At 56.1% G+C, this 18,529-nt stretch carries 14 protein-coding genes; 6 read left to right on the plus strand and 8 right to left on the minus strand.

Features of this window, described 5'->3' with window-relative positions; genetic code table 11:
• Positions 1–104: 104 nt before the first annotated feature.
• Positions 105–1,358, minus strand: coding sequence for an ABC transporter substrate-binding protein (locus L1P08_RS06045; RefSeq protein ID WP_303619102.1), 1,254 nt, complete (start codon positions 1,356–1,358; stop codon positions 105–107).
• A 74-nt stretch (positions 1,359–1,432) separates the two neighbouring features.
• Positions 1,433–2,374 carry an N-acetylmuramic acid 6-phosphate etherase gene (locus L1P08_RS06050; RefSeq protein WP_303619103.1) on the minus strand — a complete coding sequence of 314 codons (942 nt, stop codon included), beginning with the start codon at positions 2,372–2,374 and terminating at the stop codon, positions 1,433–1,435.
• 195 nt (positions 2,375–2,569) lie between these two features.
• Here L1P08_RS06050 and L1P08_RS06055 point away from each other — a divergent pair, with 195 nt between their 5' ends.
• A complete protein-coding gene (locus L1P08_RS06055) occupies positions 2,570–3,490 on the plus strand; it encodes a glucosamine kinase nucleotide-binding domain-containing protein (protein WP_303619104.1) in 921 nt (306 codons plus the stop codon).
• 119 nt (positions 3,491–3,609) lie between these two features.
• A complete protein-coding gene (locus tag L1P08_RS06060; RefSeq protein ID WP_303619105.1) occupies positions 3,610–4,389 on the plus strand; it encodes a GntR family transcriptional regulator in 780 nt (259 codons plus the stop codon).
• A 49-nt stretch (positions 4,390–4,438) separates the two neighbouring features.
• On the opposite strand, the gene L1P08_RS06065 is transcribed toward L1P08_RS06060, so the two are convergent.
• Complete coding sequence (locus L1P08_RS06065; protein WP_303619106.1) at positions 4,439–5,989, minus strand: RNA-directed DNA polymerase; 1,551 nt, start codon at positions 5,987–5,989, stop codon at positions 4,439–4,441.
• A gap of 464 nt (positions 5,990–6,453) precedes the next feature.
• On the opposite strand from L1P08_RS06065, the gene L1P08_RS06070 reads away from it, so the two are divergent.
• Positions 6,454–7,287, plus strand: coding sequence for a DUF4238 domain-containing protein (locus tag L1P08_RS06070; RefSeq protein ID WP_303619107.1), 834 nt, complete (start codon positions 6,454–6,456; stop codon positions 7,285–7,287).
• Positions 7,288–7,303: 16 nt separating this feature from the next.
• On the opposite strand, the gene L1P08_RS06075 is transcribed toward L1P08_RS06070, so the two are convergent.
• Positions 7,304–8,026 (minus strand): helix-turn-helix transcriptional regulator, encoded by a 723-nt coding sequence (locus tag L1P08_RS06075; RefSeq protein WP_303619108.1) that lies wholly within the window; start codon positions 8,024–8,026, stop codon positions 7,304–7,306.
• An 87-nt stretch (positions 8,027–8,113) separates the two neighbouring features.
• Between L1P08_RS06075 and L1P08_RS06080 the strand changes: the two genes are divergently transcribed.
• On the plus strand, positions 8,114–9,055 hold the full coding sequence (locus tag L1P08_RS06080; protein ID WP_303619109.1) for an alpha/beta fold hydrolase: 942 nt from the start codon (positions 8,114–8,116) through the stop codon (positions 9,053–9,055).
• A gap of 21 nt (positions 9,056–9,076) precedes the next feature.
• Here L1P08_RS06080 and L1P08_RS06085 read toward each other — a convergent pair whose 3' ends face one another.
• Positions 9,077–9,853, minus strand: a complete 777-nt coding sequence (locus tag L1P08_RS06085) for a transglutaminase-like domain-containing protein (RefSeq protein ID WP_303619110.1) — start codon at positions 9,851–9,853, stop codon at positions 9,077–9,079.
• A 338-nt stretch (positions 9,854–10,191) separates the two neighbouring features.
• Here L1P08_RS06085 and L1P08_RS06090 point away from each other — a divergent pair, with 338 nt between their 5' ends.
• A complete protein-coding gene (locus L1P08_RS06090; RefSeq protein ID WP_303619111.1) occupies positions 10,192–12,417 on the plus strand; it encodes an AAA family ATPase in 2,226 nt (741 codons plus the stop codon).
• Between the two features lie 10 nt (positions 12,418–12,427).
• A complete protein-coding gene (locus tag L1P08_RS06095) occupies positions 12,428–14,395 on the plus strand; it encodes a UvrD-helicase domain-containing protein (protein WP_303619112.1) in 1,968 nt (655 codons plus the stop codon).
• Positions 14,396–14,478: 83 nt separating this feature from the next.
• On the opposite strand, the gene L1P08_RS06100 is transcribed toward L1P08_RS06095, so the two are convergent.
• From L1P08_RS06100 to pckA, 3 genes are all read right to left on the minus strand, one after another.
• Entirely contained in the window at positions 14,479–15,480 is a 1,002-nt protein-coding gene (locus tag L1P08_RS06100) for a class 1 fructose-bisphosphatase (protein ID WP_303619113.1), read from the minus strand.
• Between the two features lie 25 nt (positions 15,481–15,505).
• A complete protein-coding gene (fba, locus tag L1P08_RS06105; RefSeq protein WP_303619114.1) occupies positions 15,506–16,570 on the minus strand; it encodes a class II fructose-bisphosphate aldolase in 1,065 nt (354 codons plus the stop codon).
• A 96-nt stretch (positions 16,571–16,666) separates the two neighbouring features.
• Positions 16,667–18,265: a phosphoenolpyruvate carboxykinase (ATP) gene (gene pckA / locus L1P08_RS06110; protein ID WP_303619115.1), complete on the minus strand. Its 1,599-nt coding sequence runs from the start codon at positions 18,263–18,265 to the stop codon at positions 16,667–16,669.
• Positions 18,266–18,529: the final 264 nt, after the last annotated feature.

An 18,529-nucleotide genomic window follows, 5' to 3' on the forward strand; every position in this document is an offset into this window, starting at 1 on the left:
CTGCCCGCATGCGGGCGCCGATATTTTTTGTTGGTGCGGACGCCCGGCGACCGGGCATCCGCAAAATTGAAAGGGGTCAGGCCCGTGGGCCCGACCCGGTCAGCTTATTTCTGCTGCGGTGCATACCAGGCTTCGAGACCAGTCTGCAGCTGGGCTGCGGCCTCTTCAGGGGTCTGCTTGCCGTTCATGACATTGGCGGAAACGCCCCACATTTCGCTCCACATGTTCGGTGTGCCACGCGACAGGATCTGTGCGGCGGACCGGATGGTGGAATCGCAATCCTTGCGCCAGGAGATGAACTCGTTGGCAAGCGGATCGTCGAGGGTGATTTCGTGGCTGGCGAGCGAGAAGAAGCCCGGCAGTGCGTTGGAATAAAGCTCGGCGAATTCTTTCGAGCCCATCCATGTCAGGAAGGTCTTTGCTGCTTCAACATTGGGGGAAGCAGGGTTGAGACCCATGGCGATGTCGTTGTGATCGGAAATGTAGCACTTGTCGCCGGCTTCAGGCAGCGGCGGCGGGAAGGCACCCATTTCGAAATCAGCATCGCGGCGGAAGGGGGAGATTTCCCACGAACCGGACGGATAGATGGCGGCACGGCCAAGGGTGAACATGGTCTGGCTGTCGGGATAGGCCTGGGCCTGGTAGCCGTCGCCCATGTAATCGGCCCATTCAGCGATGACTTCGTAAGGCTTGACCCAGCCTTCGTCGGTCATTTTGCCGGTGCCATCGATGATGGCCTTGCGGCCTTCTTCACCCTTCCAGTACATCGGACCGATGTTCTGGTAGGCCATTGTTGCAGCTTCCCACTGGTCGAGCGTGCCCATGGCGAGGGGCACATAGGTGCCGTCTTCCTTGACGGCCTTGAGCACGTCCATGAACTCGGCCTGTGTGGTCGGCTCGGTCAGGCCCAGCTCGTCAAAGGCGTCCTTGTTGTAGATGAAGCCGTGGATAACGGCGGCCATGGGGACGCAGAAGGTGGCGGAGCCATCATCTGTGGACCAGGCGGCCTTGGCGACATCGGAGAAGTTCTCCATGCCCTCGAGATCGGACAGATCAGCGAGATAGCCCTTGTTGTAGAGATCAAGCGAGGCATCGAAAGGCCGGCAGGTGATCAGATCGCCACCGGTGCCGCCATCGAGCTTGGCGTTGAGGGCCGCGTTGTACTGGGTCGGCGCGGTTGGGGAGAATTTGACCTTGATGTCCGGATGCTGGGCTTCAAAGGCGGGGATGATGCTGTCCTGCCAGATGCTGAGATCGTCGTTGCGCCAGCTTTCGATCGTGAGATCGACAGCAAATGCGCTACCAACGGTTCCGAGCATCAGTGCGGAGACGAGACCACTGACGATTGCATTTTTCATGTTAGTCCTCCTGTTATCGTTCGATCATAGTTCAGCGGCCGGATGGGCTGGCCGCCGCCGGGGGCATTTGGCGCTCAGGATGTGACCGCATCGAGAGCTGCACCCAGATTGCCGTCGTGCTGCGCCAGCAAGAGCTGGGCTGCCGATTTCTCCACACCATTGACCAGCAAGACGGCCAGCTTGATGTGATTTTCTGCTGTGGCCAGCGCGGTGCGCGCTGTGTCGAGATCGCATTTGGTGATCTTCATCACCATGCGCTCGGCCCGCAGGACCAGCTTTTCATTGCTGGTCTGCATGTCCACCATGTAGCCGCGATAGACCTTGTTGAGGCCAATCATCAGCGTGGTGGAGAAAAGATTGAGGGTGACCTTCTGGCTGGTGCCGGCGGCCAGACGGGTGGACCCGGCCAGCACTTCGGCCCCGGAGCGCAGGAGAATGCCGATTTCGGCATCGTCGAGCAGCGGGCTGCCGGGATTGTTGGCCAGGGATATGGTGAGTGCGCCATTTTTGCGGGCGGCGGTGATGGCGGCGCGGGTATAGGGCGTGGTGCCGCTGGCAGCGAGGCCAATGACCACATCATCCGGCCCGGCGGCTATTTCGGCAATCGAGGCCTCGGCGGCGGCGGCATCATCCTCGGCCCCTTCCTGGGCGCGGCGCAGGCCGGCATCGCCCCCGGCGAACAGATAGACAATGCGCTCTTTCGGCCAGCCGAAGGTTGGTGTCAGCTCCACCCCGTCGAGCGTGCCGAGACGGCCCGATGTGCCGGCCCCGACATAAACGAGGCGGCCATTGGAGCGGGCCAGACGCGCCACGGCGGCGGCGACAGCCTTTTCGATTTGCGGCAGGGCACCCCAGACGGCGTGCAGCGCCTGATGCTGGCCCCCGAGAAGGGCTGAAAGGACTTCGCCCGCGCCCCATGTTTCGAGATTTTCGTAGCGGGGGCTGCGAAACTCTGTCTCGCGCCATTCCCCACTTTGGGTTTCTGTTTCAGTGCGGCTGGTAACGTCTTGCGGCAAAATAGCACTCCCCTGAATACCAAAACGCTACCAAAAGCATACCTCATCGGCAATGCCCTTTTTAATATTTTGATCACATTCACACAAACCACTGTTTTATAACATGTAATTCGGCCACGCTTGCCAAAACGGCGGCAATGTGAGAATGATAATTGGTATCACTTAGAGTCTACCACAACTGCAGCGGAGGGGTGTGTGCAGGTCTTTTGCCTTGACATTGGCGGCACGGAAACGCGCGGCGCGCTGTTTGCCGAAGATGGCGCGCTTAAAGCCCGTGCGCGCGGTGCCGGCGGCGCGCTGTCGCTGGGCGCAGCGCAGGCAGAACAGGCCATTCGCGCCGTGTGGGAAGCGATTTGCGCTGAACTGGCGCTGGGGCCGGACGCTGCCGGCAAAACCCGGCTTTGCGCCGGAATTGCGGGCCACAGCCTGACCGAGCGGGAAGACGCGCTGGCGGCCAGCCTTGATGATTTTGAAAGCTGCCAATTTGTCGGCGACGGATATACGGCGCTATTGGCGGCGACGGCGGGCCAGCCGGGGGCGCTTATTTCTGTTGGGACCGGGGTGACGGCGCAACGGCTGTTGCCGGGCGGGCAAACGCTGGCGCTGAGCGGCTGGGGGTTTCCCGCAGGGGACCTGGGCGGCGGGGCCTGGCTGGGGCTTAAACTGACCGGGCTGTTGACCAAACATCTGGACGGGGTGCCGCTGGACCCGCCCCTGCCCCGGACATTGTGCAATGATGTCATGGTGATAGCGGGGAATACGACGAAAGAGATTCAGGCCTGGCAATCCACCGCCCGGCCCGCCCAATATGGCGCGCTGGCGCGGCCGATTGTGGCGCATGCAGCGGCGGATGACCCGTTTTGCCGGGGATTGCTGCAGATGGCGGCGGGCGAAATCATCGATCTGGCAGAGGCGCTTTACAAGGACAAGCCGGGCATTGTGGTGCTGGCGGGTGGCCTTGGCGCGGTGCTGATGCCGCTTTGCAAGGCGGCGGCACCCGGCTTTGACTGGCAAATCAACACAGCAGACCCATTGGTGGGCGCGTTTTTGTTGGCCAGCGGGCAAGCGCCGGACGAAAAACTGATCATGCGGCCCGGATTTGCCGCGTCCGACTAGGAGGCCGGGCACCCCTTTTTGGGTGCGCTGGCGGGAGGAATTGGTATTATGATGGTATGGCACTTATTGCCGATTATTGGCCTTGCCGGCAGCGCCCAAAAGCCTGATGGGGGCCGGTGATGGAAAACGCCAGTGGCGGCATTAAACGGATCATCGGCTTTCGGGCCAATGGATCGGACCCGACCCCGCTTTACCTGCAATTGGCCAATGTGCTGCGGCAGCTGATTGAGGAAGGGGCAATGCGCGAGGGCGAGGCCCTACCCTCTGAACGCCGGATCATGGAGCAGACCAGCCTGTCGCGGGTGACCATTCGCAAGGCGCTGGACCTGTTGGTGAAGGAAGGGCTGCTGCGGCAAAAGCGCGGCTCTGGCACATTTGTGGCCGGGGGCCTGCCGCAAATCGAGCAGCCGCTGACCCGGCTATCGAGCTTTACCGAGGAAATGATTGACCGGGGGCGCACCCCAAGCGTGCAATGGCTGGAGAAAAAACTGGCCTATCCCACCTCGGAAGAGGTGATGCTGTTTGGCCTGTCGCCGGGAGACAAGGTGTTGCATCTGCATCGCTTGCGCTCTGGCGACGGGGTGCCGCTGGCGGTGGAATTTGCCACGGTGCCCGCCCGCTATCTGCCGGACCCGGAACTGGTGGACCATTCGCTTTATGCCGCGCTTTCGGCGGTGAGCGCCATGCCGGTGCGCGCCACACAAAGGCTGAAAGCCCGCGCCCTGCCCCGGCGCGAAGCCGATTTGCTGGGCGTGACCGCGGGCGACCCCGCCCTTTATATCGAACGCGCCTCCCGGCTGAGCGACGGCACGCTGGTGGAATTCACCCGCTCCTATTATCGCAGCGATACCTATGATTTTGTCTCGGAACTGTCGATTGCACCGGCTGAGGTGGTTTAGGGGGGAAGGATGCAGCCGTCAAAATTGACCAGACCACCGAGCGGCTGGACTATATTGATGAGGCTATCAGAGCGTTAATCTCTGAATGGCCACGCCAAGCCTTCTTCATCACCGATTTATCCGCGCCAACAAAAAACTGCCCCGAATATAGGATCGCAGCTTTGACATAAGGCGACGTGTCGTCATACATATCCCTGACGCTTCGCTTGTCTTGCACTCCACCAAATTTTGAAACAAATATGGCGGCGATCGCTCGTGTTGGATCTCCAATCCTGCCATCTTGAAGCCAGTTGAGCGCGTGTCTAACTGTAGCGCTATCAACCCCATCACAGGACATCACGCCAGCAAGATAGTACATGCGCTGGTAATCCAAATAAAAGCCGTTGGCACGTATCATCCCCTCTATTCGGCTCCTGACATCAGGATTGGTTCTGGCAAAATGGTTCAGATAAGAAAAATAATGCCTAATAAGGTGGGGACGTTCAACAAGACCAGAGAATGCTCTCTCAATTCCATAATCATCACCGACAGATCGTAGGTAAGGCAAACAAAATCGGTCGATTTTTTCTGCCAAATCCGGGGTGTCAGCCGGGTAATCAAGTAGCGCGCGGACAGCGAGAAGTTCTTCGTCAACACCTTGGTACAGAGCATCTTCAAGGTCGTCGGAATTAATCCAATCGCCCTGAAAGCCATAACCGCCCTGCTCCACCAAATCTTTGGTCCCTGCTATCTCTGCCCTAGCGGCGTCAAACAATAAATCAACCTCCTTTTGTTCAAAAAGGAGGGCGTCCGAAGCTTTGATATGGGTCTTAACAGGATTGAGGTTGAGACCTACTTTTCTGAGTTTCTCGATCAAAGTATTGAGAAATATTTTTGCATCTAGCTCAGTCGCAAAGCCTATATAGATGTCATCAACGTAGCGAGCGGACGGAAGTCCCTTCAAGGCACAAAGCCCATCGATATCCGTCAAATAGAAATTCCCTAAAACATCCGACGGGAAAACCCCTTGGATAATGCCTTGAGAAACACTTTGTTTGAAGCTCGTCAGCATCTTTTCTAATAGGCGAACAGACTCGGTTCTGCATCCACTCCCTTCCAATGCATTGATGAGAGGGTGTTGGGGGAGCGTTTCAAAAAAATTAGCGACATCGCATTGAAGGATAAAGTTACACTCGCCACAAATTTGTTCAACTCTTTGCTGGAACGCATTCCATGTATCAAATGACGGCGCAAAAAGATGATCGGCATCGTCTGCGGGCACATGACTAAATGTACGCCCTCGGTCCATTTGACCTTCCAATTGGCCGATTATATCCTCGATAATACCTTGATAAAGAAGCCGGTCCTGGGGGAGCAAAATGCTTCCTGGCCGAGAGAGAATACCCTGCTTGGGAACGCTCATTTGGATCGGCAACTGAGGTTCATAAATGCCACTAGAAAGCGCCGCCGTGAGCTGTTGAACCAACTCATCGCTTTTTTCGCGAAAAATAATATCGAAGTGAGGCGCTAGTATGAAATCAGACCGATTATCGACCAGAATATTCCTTGCAGCCTTTGCCCAATTTATTTCGCCGATAACTTTTTTGTCTAATCCAGGCACTGAGTACAATCACCTTTTAAAAACAGACCTTAGAACAACTATAATTTATTCATTACATCCGTAAATTTCTTGACATCTTTCCGACCATTGTCAACATCGAAACTAATTGTTTCTGGCCATAATGTCGGCACTCACGATGCAGCAACACATGCACATCTACGAATGAGCACGATAAAATTGGTTAGGACGTTAGTCGAGTAATCAGGCGGCCCATTTAACCAGCCGTCCAGTTTTTTTGGATTTCGTGGACGGCAGACTTAGCATCTTGAACCCTTTTCTAATAACGACGTGGGCTCAATACCTGTTGTGCCAAGAGCAACGCATGACCATCGACGATGCCGATATCGCGGCGGCTATCAAGGGCGAAGTAGCGACCAGTGTCTAGGTCCGGCAGTCATAAAACACAGCATTACATTCCACGTAGCTATTTGGCCGCTTGGTGCGACCCCGACACGCCCGCGCGCATGCAGCCCTATGTGTGGACGTTTGATCCGTATGGTGGCGCGGGAAGAAAGCGTGCGCCCAAGAACCTCTTTACTGAGACGGATATCTACACAATCCAGAGACCCGATGGGGCCAGAGATTTACAGATTGAGCATGAACTGTCGAGACTAGAGAAAGGCCTGAAAACTCTTGTCACGGATTTTGTCGCCCAATACCGTCAGTTGCCGCTTCACCGACAATCTAGGTTGATTGAGTTCATCGCGGCGATGCACGCTCGAACGCCCCATGCTCGCGAGATCCAAAGTATGCTGTGGCAAGATGAGTTGAATGCTATCGAGCAGCAAGAACGCGATGTCGTGACACCGAGCGCCTCAAAGCCTGAGCGAACGGCTGAAGGCCCGCCTCTGCCCCCAAGCCCTCAAAAGAGGCTAGACGGCCTTCGAACAGCTCTAGCAACACCCATGAAGTTCTTGCTGCCGGGGGCAATAGCCGATGTGCTGCCCATGCTAAGGCAGATGACGATGACCATCATGTGCACCGACGAACCGAGCTTCATAACCTCAGACAGTCCGGTGACATGGGTTGATCCAACAGTGCCCAGGGACAAATATCTGACTCACAAGAAATCACTGACGGACAAAGGCATCGAAGTCGTGATGCCGCTGTCGCCGCGGCACTCGATCATACTGCATCATCCAGCGACGCCATTTGTGAAGCCGGTGAGATATGTGAGTGCCTGCACGTCAACTACGGCTGCACTTAACCGTCGCACAGCTCATTTTGCGGACAAGGCCATTGTGTCTTGGAAAGACGGGTTTGATCCGGCGTGGCTACTAGCACCTCCTCCTCGATGAGGTGGCACTACCAGCCTTAATTGCGCCCCGTATCCTGCACCGGGCGGACGGTGTCGTCGAAGGGGACGGTTCGGCGGCGGAAGGGGGTGTTTTCGAGATATTCGGGGGCGGTTATGCGGTCCATGCGGAAATGGCGGAAATCGTCGCGGGACGGGTCCCAGGCGACCAGATACCACAGGGGGGGCAGGATCAGCATGGCTTGTGGTTCGACATGGCGGTGGGTGACCGCCCCTTTTGCGTCGCGATAGCGAAAGCGCAGGTGCTGGCGCTGGAGAAAGGCCCGTTCGAACGCCGGCAGGAGGGCCGGTTCCATCGTGCCCAGATCGGATATATCGACCTGAGGGGCGAGCGTGCCGACATAGAGGCAATCCAGAAAGCGGCGCAAATCGCGGACCTTGTCGTTTGGCAGGGCTTTTTCGATTTTGGCGAGCCCGGCATCGGCGAGGCCTGAAAATGGCAGGTTGCCGGCGGCGCGCATGCTGGCCACGCTGATGAGCAGCGCAAAGATTTCGGCCACGGAGAGGCGCGCTGTGGTTTGCACAGACTGCGGATCGAGATAGAGCCCGCCGCCCCGGCCCGGCTCTGAATGAATGACAAAACCTTCATCGCGCAGGGCGGCAATGTCGCGCAGGATTGTGCGCCGGGATGCGCCGACATCCTGCGCTATTTCGGCAATGGTTGCGGTGCCCTGGCGGCGCAGGCTGCGCACGATGGCATCTTGGCGGCGGCGAATGTTCATCTGCACAGGCTCGCATACAAAGGTGCCAGAATTTGGCACCATTTGATTTTAGACAGCGGCTGACCCATTCAACAAGGAGAAATGCCCATGTTCAGCCCTGCCGATTTTCCCGTGCCCACGCTTGTTGCCGTGAACGGCGTGGAGCTTGAAGTTTTTGAAGCCGGACAAGAGAATGCCGGCAACCCGATTGTTTTGTGCCACGGGTGGCCCGAGCATGCCTTTTCGTGGCGGCACCAGATGCCCGCGCTGGCCGCGGCGGGCTATCATGTGATCGTGCCGAACCAGCGGGGGTTTGGCCAATCATCCTGCCCGGCGGAGGTGAGCGCTTATGACATTGCGCATTTGACGGGGGATCTGGCCGGGCTGCTGGATCATTATGGCTATGAGGACGCGGTTTTTGCGGGCCATGACTGGGGGGCCAATGTGGTTTGGGGGCTGGGGCTGTTGCATGCCCAACGGGTGAAAAAGATCATCAACCTGGCCCTGCCCTATCAGGCGCGCACGCCCACGCCATGGATTGAATTCATGGAGGCGGTTTTTGGCAGCGACAATTATTTCGTGCATTTCAACCGGCAGCCGGGGGTGGCCGATGCGGTGCTGGATGCGAACACGGCGCGGTTTTTGCGTAATTTGTTCCGTCGCGACCTGCCCCCCGTGCCGCCCGCGCCCGGCATGATGATGATCAACCTCGCCCTGGCAGAAACGCCCGCTGGTGCGCCGGTGATGGGGGAAGATGAACTGGCGGTTTTAATCTCGGCATTCGAGAAGACGGGGTTTACGGGCAGTATCAACTGGTACCGGAATCTGGATCGTAACTGGCACATTCTGGCGGATGTGGACCCGGTGATCAGAAAGCCGGCGCTGATGATTTATGGCGAGCGGGACATGATCCCGAAATCGGAAAACCTGACGGATTTCGTGCCGAATGTTGATGTGATCAGCCTTGATTGCGGCCACTGGATTCAGCAGGAAAAGCCGGACGAGACGACAGACGCGATGTTGCGCTGGCTGGCGGGGCCGGCGGCTTAGGAAACGCGCCTTTCCCGGCCCCTAGCCGCGTGACACGTCGACCGTCTGGTTGGCGAGTTGGGCCCATTGGGTGGTTTCGAGGAAGGCCACGTCGCCGGCGTCGCGGCCGGCGGCGATGACGACAAGGCCATCGGCGGCACTCATGCCTGTTGCGTCGACGAAATGCCAGGCATCCGCCAGCCAGACCTGCGCCACGGCGTGGAAATCGGGCGGGGTGACGCCGAGGCCATAGACCGATGTGTAGCGCGCGGGAATGCCGGCGGCGCGGGCGAGACTGCACATCAGGTGCGCGAAATCGCGGCACACCCCTTCGCGGGAGATGAATGTATCAATGGCGCCGGTTGCAGCGCCCGAACTGCCCGGGACATAGGCGATTTCAGCATTGACCCAATCGCGCATGGCGGCGATTTTTGCGCCGCCCTCCAGATCGCCGAACTGTTTGGCAACGATATTGCCGAACAGATCCGCCTCGCAATAGCGCGAGGCGCGCAGATAGGTGGCCACCTCACCGGACAGCGCATGAAGAGGCGTGGCCTTCAGGTTTTGCAGCGGGATGGCGGGGCGGGTGACATCCACCTGGGCGCGGTAGCGCAGGTTCAGCCGCTGGCTTTGCACATGCGCCCAGACCCGCTGGCCCAGCCCGCCCTCGCCGCTGACCCGGCTCAGCGTGGCATTTTCGATATCGAGCTGGCTCTCGATAATGGTCTGGCCATCGGTTCTGGCGGCTTCAATGGTCAACAGCGCCGGCTCTTCGCCGTTAAGCTGATATGCCATGGTGACATCGATAGCGATGCGCATGCGTTGGTCTCTTTTGTTTTGGGGTGGCGGGACGGCAACGCGATGGGGCACGCGGCTTCACCCAATCTAGGGGAAAAGCTGGGCGGCTTAAAGGCGGATTTCGGGGTGGGGTGTGTGGGATGCCGGGGCGAGTCCCGGCACAAGGACTTAAAAGACGCTATTCTGATGAAAAGCGGACATTCGATGGTTTGAGTTTGGTATCTGGGCAAACTCCAGCACCTAAAATCAGCCGGCATTGATAGTTTTTGTGGCAAAATAAATATAACTCATATTCCGTTATAGACTTCAGAATATTCCGATTATATTTTTATGATACTTAAATTCCCGGGCGGCCAGCAATGAAAATTGTTTCTTTTCATATCAAAAACTACCGAAGACTCTTCGATATAGATTTGGCTCTATATGATAAAAAGACAATTCTAGTCGGCGCAAATAATAGCGGAAAGACCTCGTGCATTGGCGCCCTTCACACGTTTCTAGCAAGGCCGGAAAACCTTCGGATTCGTGATGTTTCCAAGCAGCATTGGAAGTCAATTTCCGACATCGGGGCACGTCTTGAGGTCAAGGAAATTACCACCGAGGACCTTGTGACACTAAGCGAAAGGTTGGCCGGTTTGCTTCCTTGTTTGGATTTGGTCATCACAGCCGATGCCTCTGAGGCGTACAAGGCTCGAGACATACTCCCTCATCTTGGCTGGCGCGGCGGGCCACTAGGTGTTCGGATCGCTTACGAGCCTGAAAACATGGCTGCTTTAGCCGCAGACTTCAAGCAAGCAAGAAGCGTTGTTGCAGGCCACAGCGGTGCATCGCTCTGGCCAAAGAACCTATTCGAATTCTTGGAGAAAGGCAGAAATTTCAACAAATATATAAACTTGAAGCACTATATTCTCGGCGTAGAAGCTCACTATGCCAGAGACGATGAAAAACCTTCAGAAGCAGAAGAGAAGGCGGAGATCTTAGAAGCGGTTAAAGACGCCGGACAAGTAGAAGGTCAGGCCCCGCAACTTCAGCCTTTGCCTTCTGGCGCATTGAAGAAACTGATCCGCGTGGACGTGATCTCGGAGCAGCGCGGACTTGGCATCGAAGACAGCTCCGACCCAAGGGGACCATATTCCGAAAAACAGCAGTTGAATAAACTGCTACGTGACTACTATGAGCGCTTTCTGAATCCTGAGGACTTTCCCGAAGCCGGCGATCTTGAAGTGCTGGCAAAGCAGCAGGAGATGGAGCGAAGTTTTACCAGGCGTCTTGAGCAGCAATTTAGAGCCCCGCTCGATGAGCTGGAACAAATGGGGTATCCGGGCATTGGCGGCAATCCAAGCGTAGAAATTGCAGCCAAAGTTAGTGGGGCAGATGCTCTGCAGAGGCCCTCGTCAGTACGTTATCGCTTTGACAAAGACCAAGATGACAGCCTTCCGGAAAGCTACCTTGGGTTGGGATATCAGAACCTGATATATCTTACTTTTCGGCTGCTTGGATTTCGCGAAAAATGGATGCGAACGGGCAAGTCAGTATCGTCTGATGGCGAGTTGAACGCGCAAATCGAACCCATTCATCTGGTGTTGGTGGAAGAGCCAGAGGTGAATTTGCACGCCCAGGTGCAACGTGTGTTCATCGCAAAAGCCTACGAAACATTACGGAAACACCCGATGCTAGGGGCGAATACTGAGTTCCAAACCCAACTCGTAGTTAGCACCCACTCTAGCCACATCGTCAATGATGTTGATTTCAAAGACCTTCGCTACTTCCGGCGGAGTTCTGCCAATGACGAAATCAAGATGGATCACTCGTCGGTCGAGAATATGTCAGACCTATTCGCTGACGAAAAAAACGAGCTAAAATTTGTCAGCAAGCACCTTAAACTGACCCACTGTGACATTTTCTTTGCCGATGGGGTAATTTTCGTCGAGGGCCAAGCCGAACGCCTGCTGGTTCCGGAATTTATTGCCAGAAATTTTAAAGACCTCTCGAAACGCTATTTGTCTATACTGGAAGTTAGTGGCGCTCACACCCACAAGTACAAAGCGCTTGTCGAAAAACTAGGAATAATAACACTTATCATAACCGACTTGGACACGTTAGACACCGGCGGCAAAAAATGCGCCCCTAAATTGCAACAAAGCCAAATTACCAATAATTACACACTCATCAATTGGCACCCTAAGCATTCTTCAGTCGATGATTTGGTGAATCTTAGCAAAGAAGATTGCGACACCAAAAAAGGTAAAACTTCGGCATTATTCGTTGCTTTCCAGAAAAAAATTAAAATTAACGGAACTGAGGTACTTAGCCGAACTTTTGAAGACTCGCTCATTCTCGCAAATTTTGACAAACCGTATTTCCAAAATATCCCGCAGATAAAGGAGGCGAAAGAAGCATTCAACAGCAATACCAAACCACTCGAAATTTCACTGTTTAACTATGTGCAGAAACTGACGAAGGGCGATTTCGCTTTTAGCTGCCTTTTCTACATCTCAGAAGATGCCGAGAACTCCTTCAAAACCCCGCCTTATATAAGCGAAGGACTTGAGTGGTTGCAGACTCAATTGTCCCCTGGTTTGTGAGTAAAACGCCATGACCCATGACGGATTCTTGGCGGCGACAAAGCCGATAGATCATGACAAATCTGTCGATGACGGCATCCGCAGTTGCCTACAATTGGCTTCGGGTAAGAGCTTTATTACGTTTGCTGGTGCCGGTTCCGGGAAGACCTACTCGCTCGAGAAGGCTCTGGATTATCTAAAGGGGCAATACGCAGCAGATTTTTCAAAACTCGGAAAACAGGTTGCCGTCGTCACATTCACCAATAATGCGGCCAATGAGATCATAGATCGCGTTGCGCGAGACCCAATTTTTGCAATCTCCACCATACACAGCTTTTGTTGGCTCTCCATCGCTGGCTTCAACGAAGATATTCGGAAATGGTACTTGGCGACAATACCGGATGAAATTAGCGACTTGGAAGGTAAAGAACATCGTGGGCGCGCAGGTGCGGCATCGGAAGCAAGGAAACGAAATATTGCCCGGCTTACCGACAAGATGGAATGGTTAGTGCAGCCACGCAGTTTCATTTATGATCCCAATGGGGTCAACTCAGCGCAAAATGCGCTCTCGCACTCAGATGTGCTGAAGATTTTCGCGCATTTTCTGACTACTAAACCGATGATGGGTGAAATTCTTGCCAACAAGTATCCGTTTATCTTTGTTGATGAAAGCCAAGACACCGACAGATCCGTTATCAATTCACTGTTTGATCTGCAAAAAAAGCAAGCCAACACGACAGTAATTGGCTTGTTCGGCGACACGATGCAGCGCATTTTCTTTGGTGGTGAGCCACAACTTGGCATATCCCTGCCGGAAAACTGGACAGAGTTTGATAAACACCTGAACCATCGCTCCGGGCGCCGTATTGTTGGGTTGGGAAACACCATCCGCAATGACGACGACTGTAGAATTCAATATGCCAAAGATGGCGCTGAGGACGGCTTAGTACGCTTTTTCCTAATTCCTCACGGAATCCAAAACAAGGATGAGATTGAGCAAAGCATTCGGGAAAAGATGGCCGAATTGGACTGTGACCCCGCTTGGAATTCCCCCAGAACCGACGAGACGGCGGTTTTGCTACTTGAGCATAAAATGGCCAGTCGCCGCCTCGGCTTTGAACACCTCATTGAAGCGCTGTCCATATCAGTCCGAATCAAAGATCATATTTTTGATGGTGACAGTTCGGACCTGAACTACTTCTCGAATATCATCTTGCCCTTGGTGGAAGCTGGCGAAGCCAAAGATGAGTTCCAAGTGATGACCATCCTGCGGTCGAATAGTTCGCCACTATTGGAGGAATCCACATTCTCTGAGGGCGTAGGTGATCCTTTGCTCGCCGCGCGCACGGCGGAGCGAGCATTTCGATCTAAAATGCTGAAGAACAATGTTACGTTTCAGGAAGTGTTGGAGGTTATCGCCGAACACAACCTTTTGCCCATACCAACCAAACTTAGATCATTCGTATCATCGCAAGAGGATGTTGACCCGGGAACTGGTCCCAAATTCGACTTTAGCGCTCTCGAAGCGGACACCACTATTTCCTCTGATGCGACGCAAAAGGATGATGAGATTGACGCATGGGCAGCGGCGCTTAAAACGCCTTTTCAACAAGTTAGGGGTTATCGGGACTACGTCAATGACAATTCGATTTACCGAACGCATCAAGGCGTTAAGGGGAACGAATTCGAGCGAGTTATGGTAATCATGGATGATGAGGAAGCTGGCGGCTTCTTGTTCTCTTACGAACAGTATTTCGGCGCAAAAGATCCGTCTCCAAGCACCATCGCGAAGATCAAAGCCGGTGAAGAAACGGGGTTGGATCGAACCAGACGGCTGTTCTATGTGACCTCTACACGAGCTAAAAGTAGTCTTGCTCATGTGATCTATTCAGCCGACGTGGATAAGGTGCGGCAGAACCTTCTAACGCGAAAGTTAGCAAAAAAAGAGGAGATTTTGGTTTTCCCTTTTGCCAAGATTAGCGACAAAGAACCAACGTGAACCATCATTGTTTTTTCTGGATTAGAACGTCCTAGTCCCGTGCCGTACATTCGAGCAACTTGCCCCGCTTTTAGTACAACCCCTCACACATACCCACCCATCAACCGCTCCACCTCTTCAGCTGACCCCAGTGCAAGGGGGACGCGTTGGTGGAGGGATTTGGGGGTGATGGTGTTGAGGGGGGCTTTGCCGGCTATGGCTTTGCCGCCCGCGGCTTCCACCAGCATGGCCATGGGGATGGCCTCGTAGAGGAGGCGGAGTTTGCCGTTGGCGCCGCCGGGGGTTTGGAGGGCGGGGTAGATGAAGATGCCGCCGCGTACGAACAGGCGGTGCACATCGGCGACCATGGAGCCGGCCCAGCGCATGTTGAAGGGTTTACCGCGCGGGCCGGTTTCGCCTGCGACCAGCGCATCAATATATGCTGTGACGGCCGGTTCCCAATGGCGGCGGTGGGCCATGTTGATGGCGAATTCGGAAGCCTTGCGGGCAATGGTGATATTGTCGCGCACCAGCACGAACTCGCCGTTTGCCGCATCTTCAGCAAACATGGCGACGGTTTTGCCGAGGGTGAGGACCAGCAAGGTGGCCGGGCCATAGAGCACGTAGCCGGCAGCGCGCTGGGCGTTTGTGGCGGCGAGCACGGCGGCCTCTGTGACCGGGCGGGCGGCAGAACTGGTGGCCAGAACCGAGAAGATGGTGCCGATGGCGCTGTTTGTTTCGATGTTTGAGGACCCATCGAGCGGATCGAGGCAGACGACCAGCCCTGCCCCGGCACCGGCATTGGGGTTCTGGATGACGTCTTCAATCTCTTCGGAGACGATGGCGGCGACATGGGGTGATGCGCTTAGAGCCGCGACGCTGATATCGTTGGAAATGACATCGAGCAATTTCTGGTCTTCGCCCTGCACATTGACGGCATTGGCGGCACCTGTCTGGCCCAGAAGCGGGGCGGTGCGGATGGTTTTGGCGATTTTGAAGGCGGCATCGGCCAGCGCCTCAAGCGCGGAGACCAGGGCCGGATCAGTTTTTGCCTGATCCAGCCAATTGCCAAGCGTTATGCCGTTTTTATCCGCCTGCACACTCATCCCCTGTTCCTGGTTTGCGCCGTTGTCAGGCGACTTTAGTGTTGAACAGGCCGGCGGCATAGCGATCTGCCATGGCGTGCAGCGTGGAGGGGCGGATGCGGCTGGCCATGCCGGCGGCACCGAAACGCTCGAAGCGCTCAAGGCAGAGGGCAATGGTGCGCTCGCGGCCCGGCTTGAGAATGGCGCGCAGATCGAAGGAGGAGCGGTTCTCGTCGAGGAATTTGCGGATGGAACCTGTCATCGCCATGCGGATATCGGTGTCGATATTGACCTTGCGGACGCCGTGGCGGATGCCGCGCTCCACCTCTTCCAGCGGGACGCCGAATGTGCCGGGGATCTCGCCGCCATGGGCATTGATGAGATCCTGCAAATCCTGGGGCACGGTGGAGGCCCCGTGCATGACCAGATGGGTGGCGGGCAGACGGGCGTGGATGGCCTCGATCACTTCCATGGCGAGAATATCGCCATCTGGGCGGCGCGAGAACTTGTAGGCACCATGCGAAGTGCCGACAGCGACGGCGAGCGCGTCCACACCGGTGGCACGGACGAATGCTTCGGCTTCGGCAGGATCGGTGAGCAATTGCTTCTTCTCGAGCTTGCCTTCAAAGCCGTGCCCGTCTTCTTTTTCGCCCTCGCCTGTTTCCAGAGAACCCAGCACGCCGATTTCGCCTTCTACGGAGACACCGCGCGCATGGGCCTGTTCAACAACAGAGGCCGTTACTTCGACATTGTAATCGAAATCGGACGGCGTTTTTGCGTCGGCCATCAGCGAGCCATCCATCATCACCGAGGAAAAGCCGTTTTCCATGGCGGAGAGACAGGTGCTCAACTCATTGCCGTGATCAAGATGCACACAGACCGGAATATGCGGGTAACGCTCAATAGCGGCCTGGAACATGTGTTTGAGAAAGACATCATCAACATAGGAACGGGCACTGCGGCTGGCCTGCACCAGAACCGGGCTGCCGGTTCTGTCAGCTGCAATCATCACGGCCTGAAGGGTTTCCAGATTGGTGATGTTGAAAGCGGGCATGCCGTAACCGTGTTCAGCAGCGTGATCGAGAAGCTGGCGCAGGGTGATCAAAGCCATGGTGCGTCCTTTACAATGAAATCAGCGGGCAGCGGCGCAAACGCGCCGCGGGCATAACGATTGGCGGGCGCTTTGGTTGCGCCCGCCTTTATGGGATCAGGCCGCTTTTGTGCGGGTGGCGCGGACCGAGGTGAGCGCACCGGCAGCGGGGCCGAGCTTTTGGAAATTATCCTCGAACAGCTGCAGCAAACGGTCTGCCTGGGCATCATAGGCCCCGGCATCGCTCCAGGTTTCGACGGGGTTGAGGATCTTGTCTTCAACGCCTTCGACATGGAGGGGCACTTCGAAATCGAAATGCGGATCGCGCCGGAATTCGCCCTCGTTCAACTCACCGGCCAAAGCTGAATCGAGCAGGCGGCGGGTGGTGGACAGGGGCATGCGGTGGCCGGTGCCGTAGGCGCCGCCGGTCCAGCCGGTGTTCAACAGCCAGCAATTGGTGTCGCCCTCGGACAGGCGCTTGGCCAGCAGCTTGCCATATTCAGCCGGATGACGGGCCATGAAGGGCGCGCCGAAACAGGCGGAGAATGTGGCCTGCGGCTCGGTGACGCCGCGCTCGGTGCCGGCAACTTTTGCGGTGTAGCCGGACAGGAAGTAGTAAATCACCTGCTCGACATTGAGCCGGGCGATGGGCGGGAGGACGCCAAAGGCATCGGCAGTGAGCAGGACGACATTGCGCGGCGCGGGGGCAACCCCCTCCTCCACCCGGTTGGGGATGGCGGTTAGCGGGTAGGCAATGCGCGTGTTCTCGGTGGCCGAGAGATCGGCATAATCGGGCTCGCCGGTTTTCGGATCGAGCACGACATTTTCGAGCACTGAGCCGAACTGACGGGCAGCCTCGAAAATCTCGGGCTCGCCCTTTTCGGTGAGATTGGCGGCCTTGGCATAGCACCCACCTTCCAGATTGAAGACGCCGGTGGGGCTCCAGCCATGTTCGTCATCGCCGACAAGGGCGCGGCCCGGTTCGGTGGACAGGGTGGTTTTGCCGGTGCCCGAGAGGCCGAAGAACAGCGTTGTGTCGCCATTGGCGGCGAGATTGGCCGAGCAATGCATAGGCAGGATATCAGCGTCCGGCGCATGGTAGTTGAACAGCGAGAAGACCGATTTCTTCATCTCGCCGGCATAGGCCGTGCCGCAGATCAGGATGATGTTGCGGGTCAGATCGAGCGCGATGCAGGTGGTGGTTTTGGTGCCGTGACGGGCCGGATCGGCCTCGAAATTGGGCATGTGCACCATGGTGACATTGGCCTCAAAGCCCTTGAGGTCAGCTTCTGCGGGGCGAATGAGAAGGTTGCGGATGAACAGCGCGTGCCAGGCGTTTTCGGTGAAAACATCGACACTGTAGCGCACGGCCGGATCTGCCCCGGCAAACAGCTGCTGCTGGAAGATCGACTTGCCGGCAGCATAATCGAGCATATCGGCAAGGAGGAGGTCGAACTTGGCGCTGTCCATCCTGTTGGTGTTGTCCCACCAGACCGTATCCTGCGTCGTCTGGTCTTCGACAATGTATTTGTCGCTGGGTGACCGGCCGGTGAACTTGCCGGTATTGGCGACAATGGCGTTTTGCGGGGTGGTTTTGATGGCGGCATCGCGCATCGCATGGGTCACCAATGGGCGGGTGACCTCGTTGAGGCGGAGCGTTTTTGCATTGGTGGTGACAGCGATGGCGACATCGCGGTTAAGCAACTGAGCAGTCATAAGAATTTACCTGAATTGGATGAGTAACAGACGCTGGCGCGCCGGGAGAAAAACGGTTAGCGCCAGGAAGACGCGCGACAGGCGCGCACATCCGACGCGGTGATATATGAATACCAAAGCCCAGCACCAAAAAGCGGCGTGTTGTGCTTGTTCATAATCGTCCCCTTTTTCTGCGCATCCAAAAACGGCTTACGCTTCTCCGGTTCCCTGCACCTCGGCCAAGGGAACCTTGCATGCGCATGCATTAGACAGTTTTGCATACGC

Source organism: Mariluticola halotolerans, from assembly GCF_021611515.1.
In the GTDB taxonomy this organism is placed as follows: Bacteria; Pseudomonadota; Alphaproteobacteria; order Rhizobiales; family Devosiaceae; genus Mariluticola; species Mariluticola halotolerans.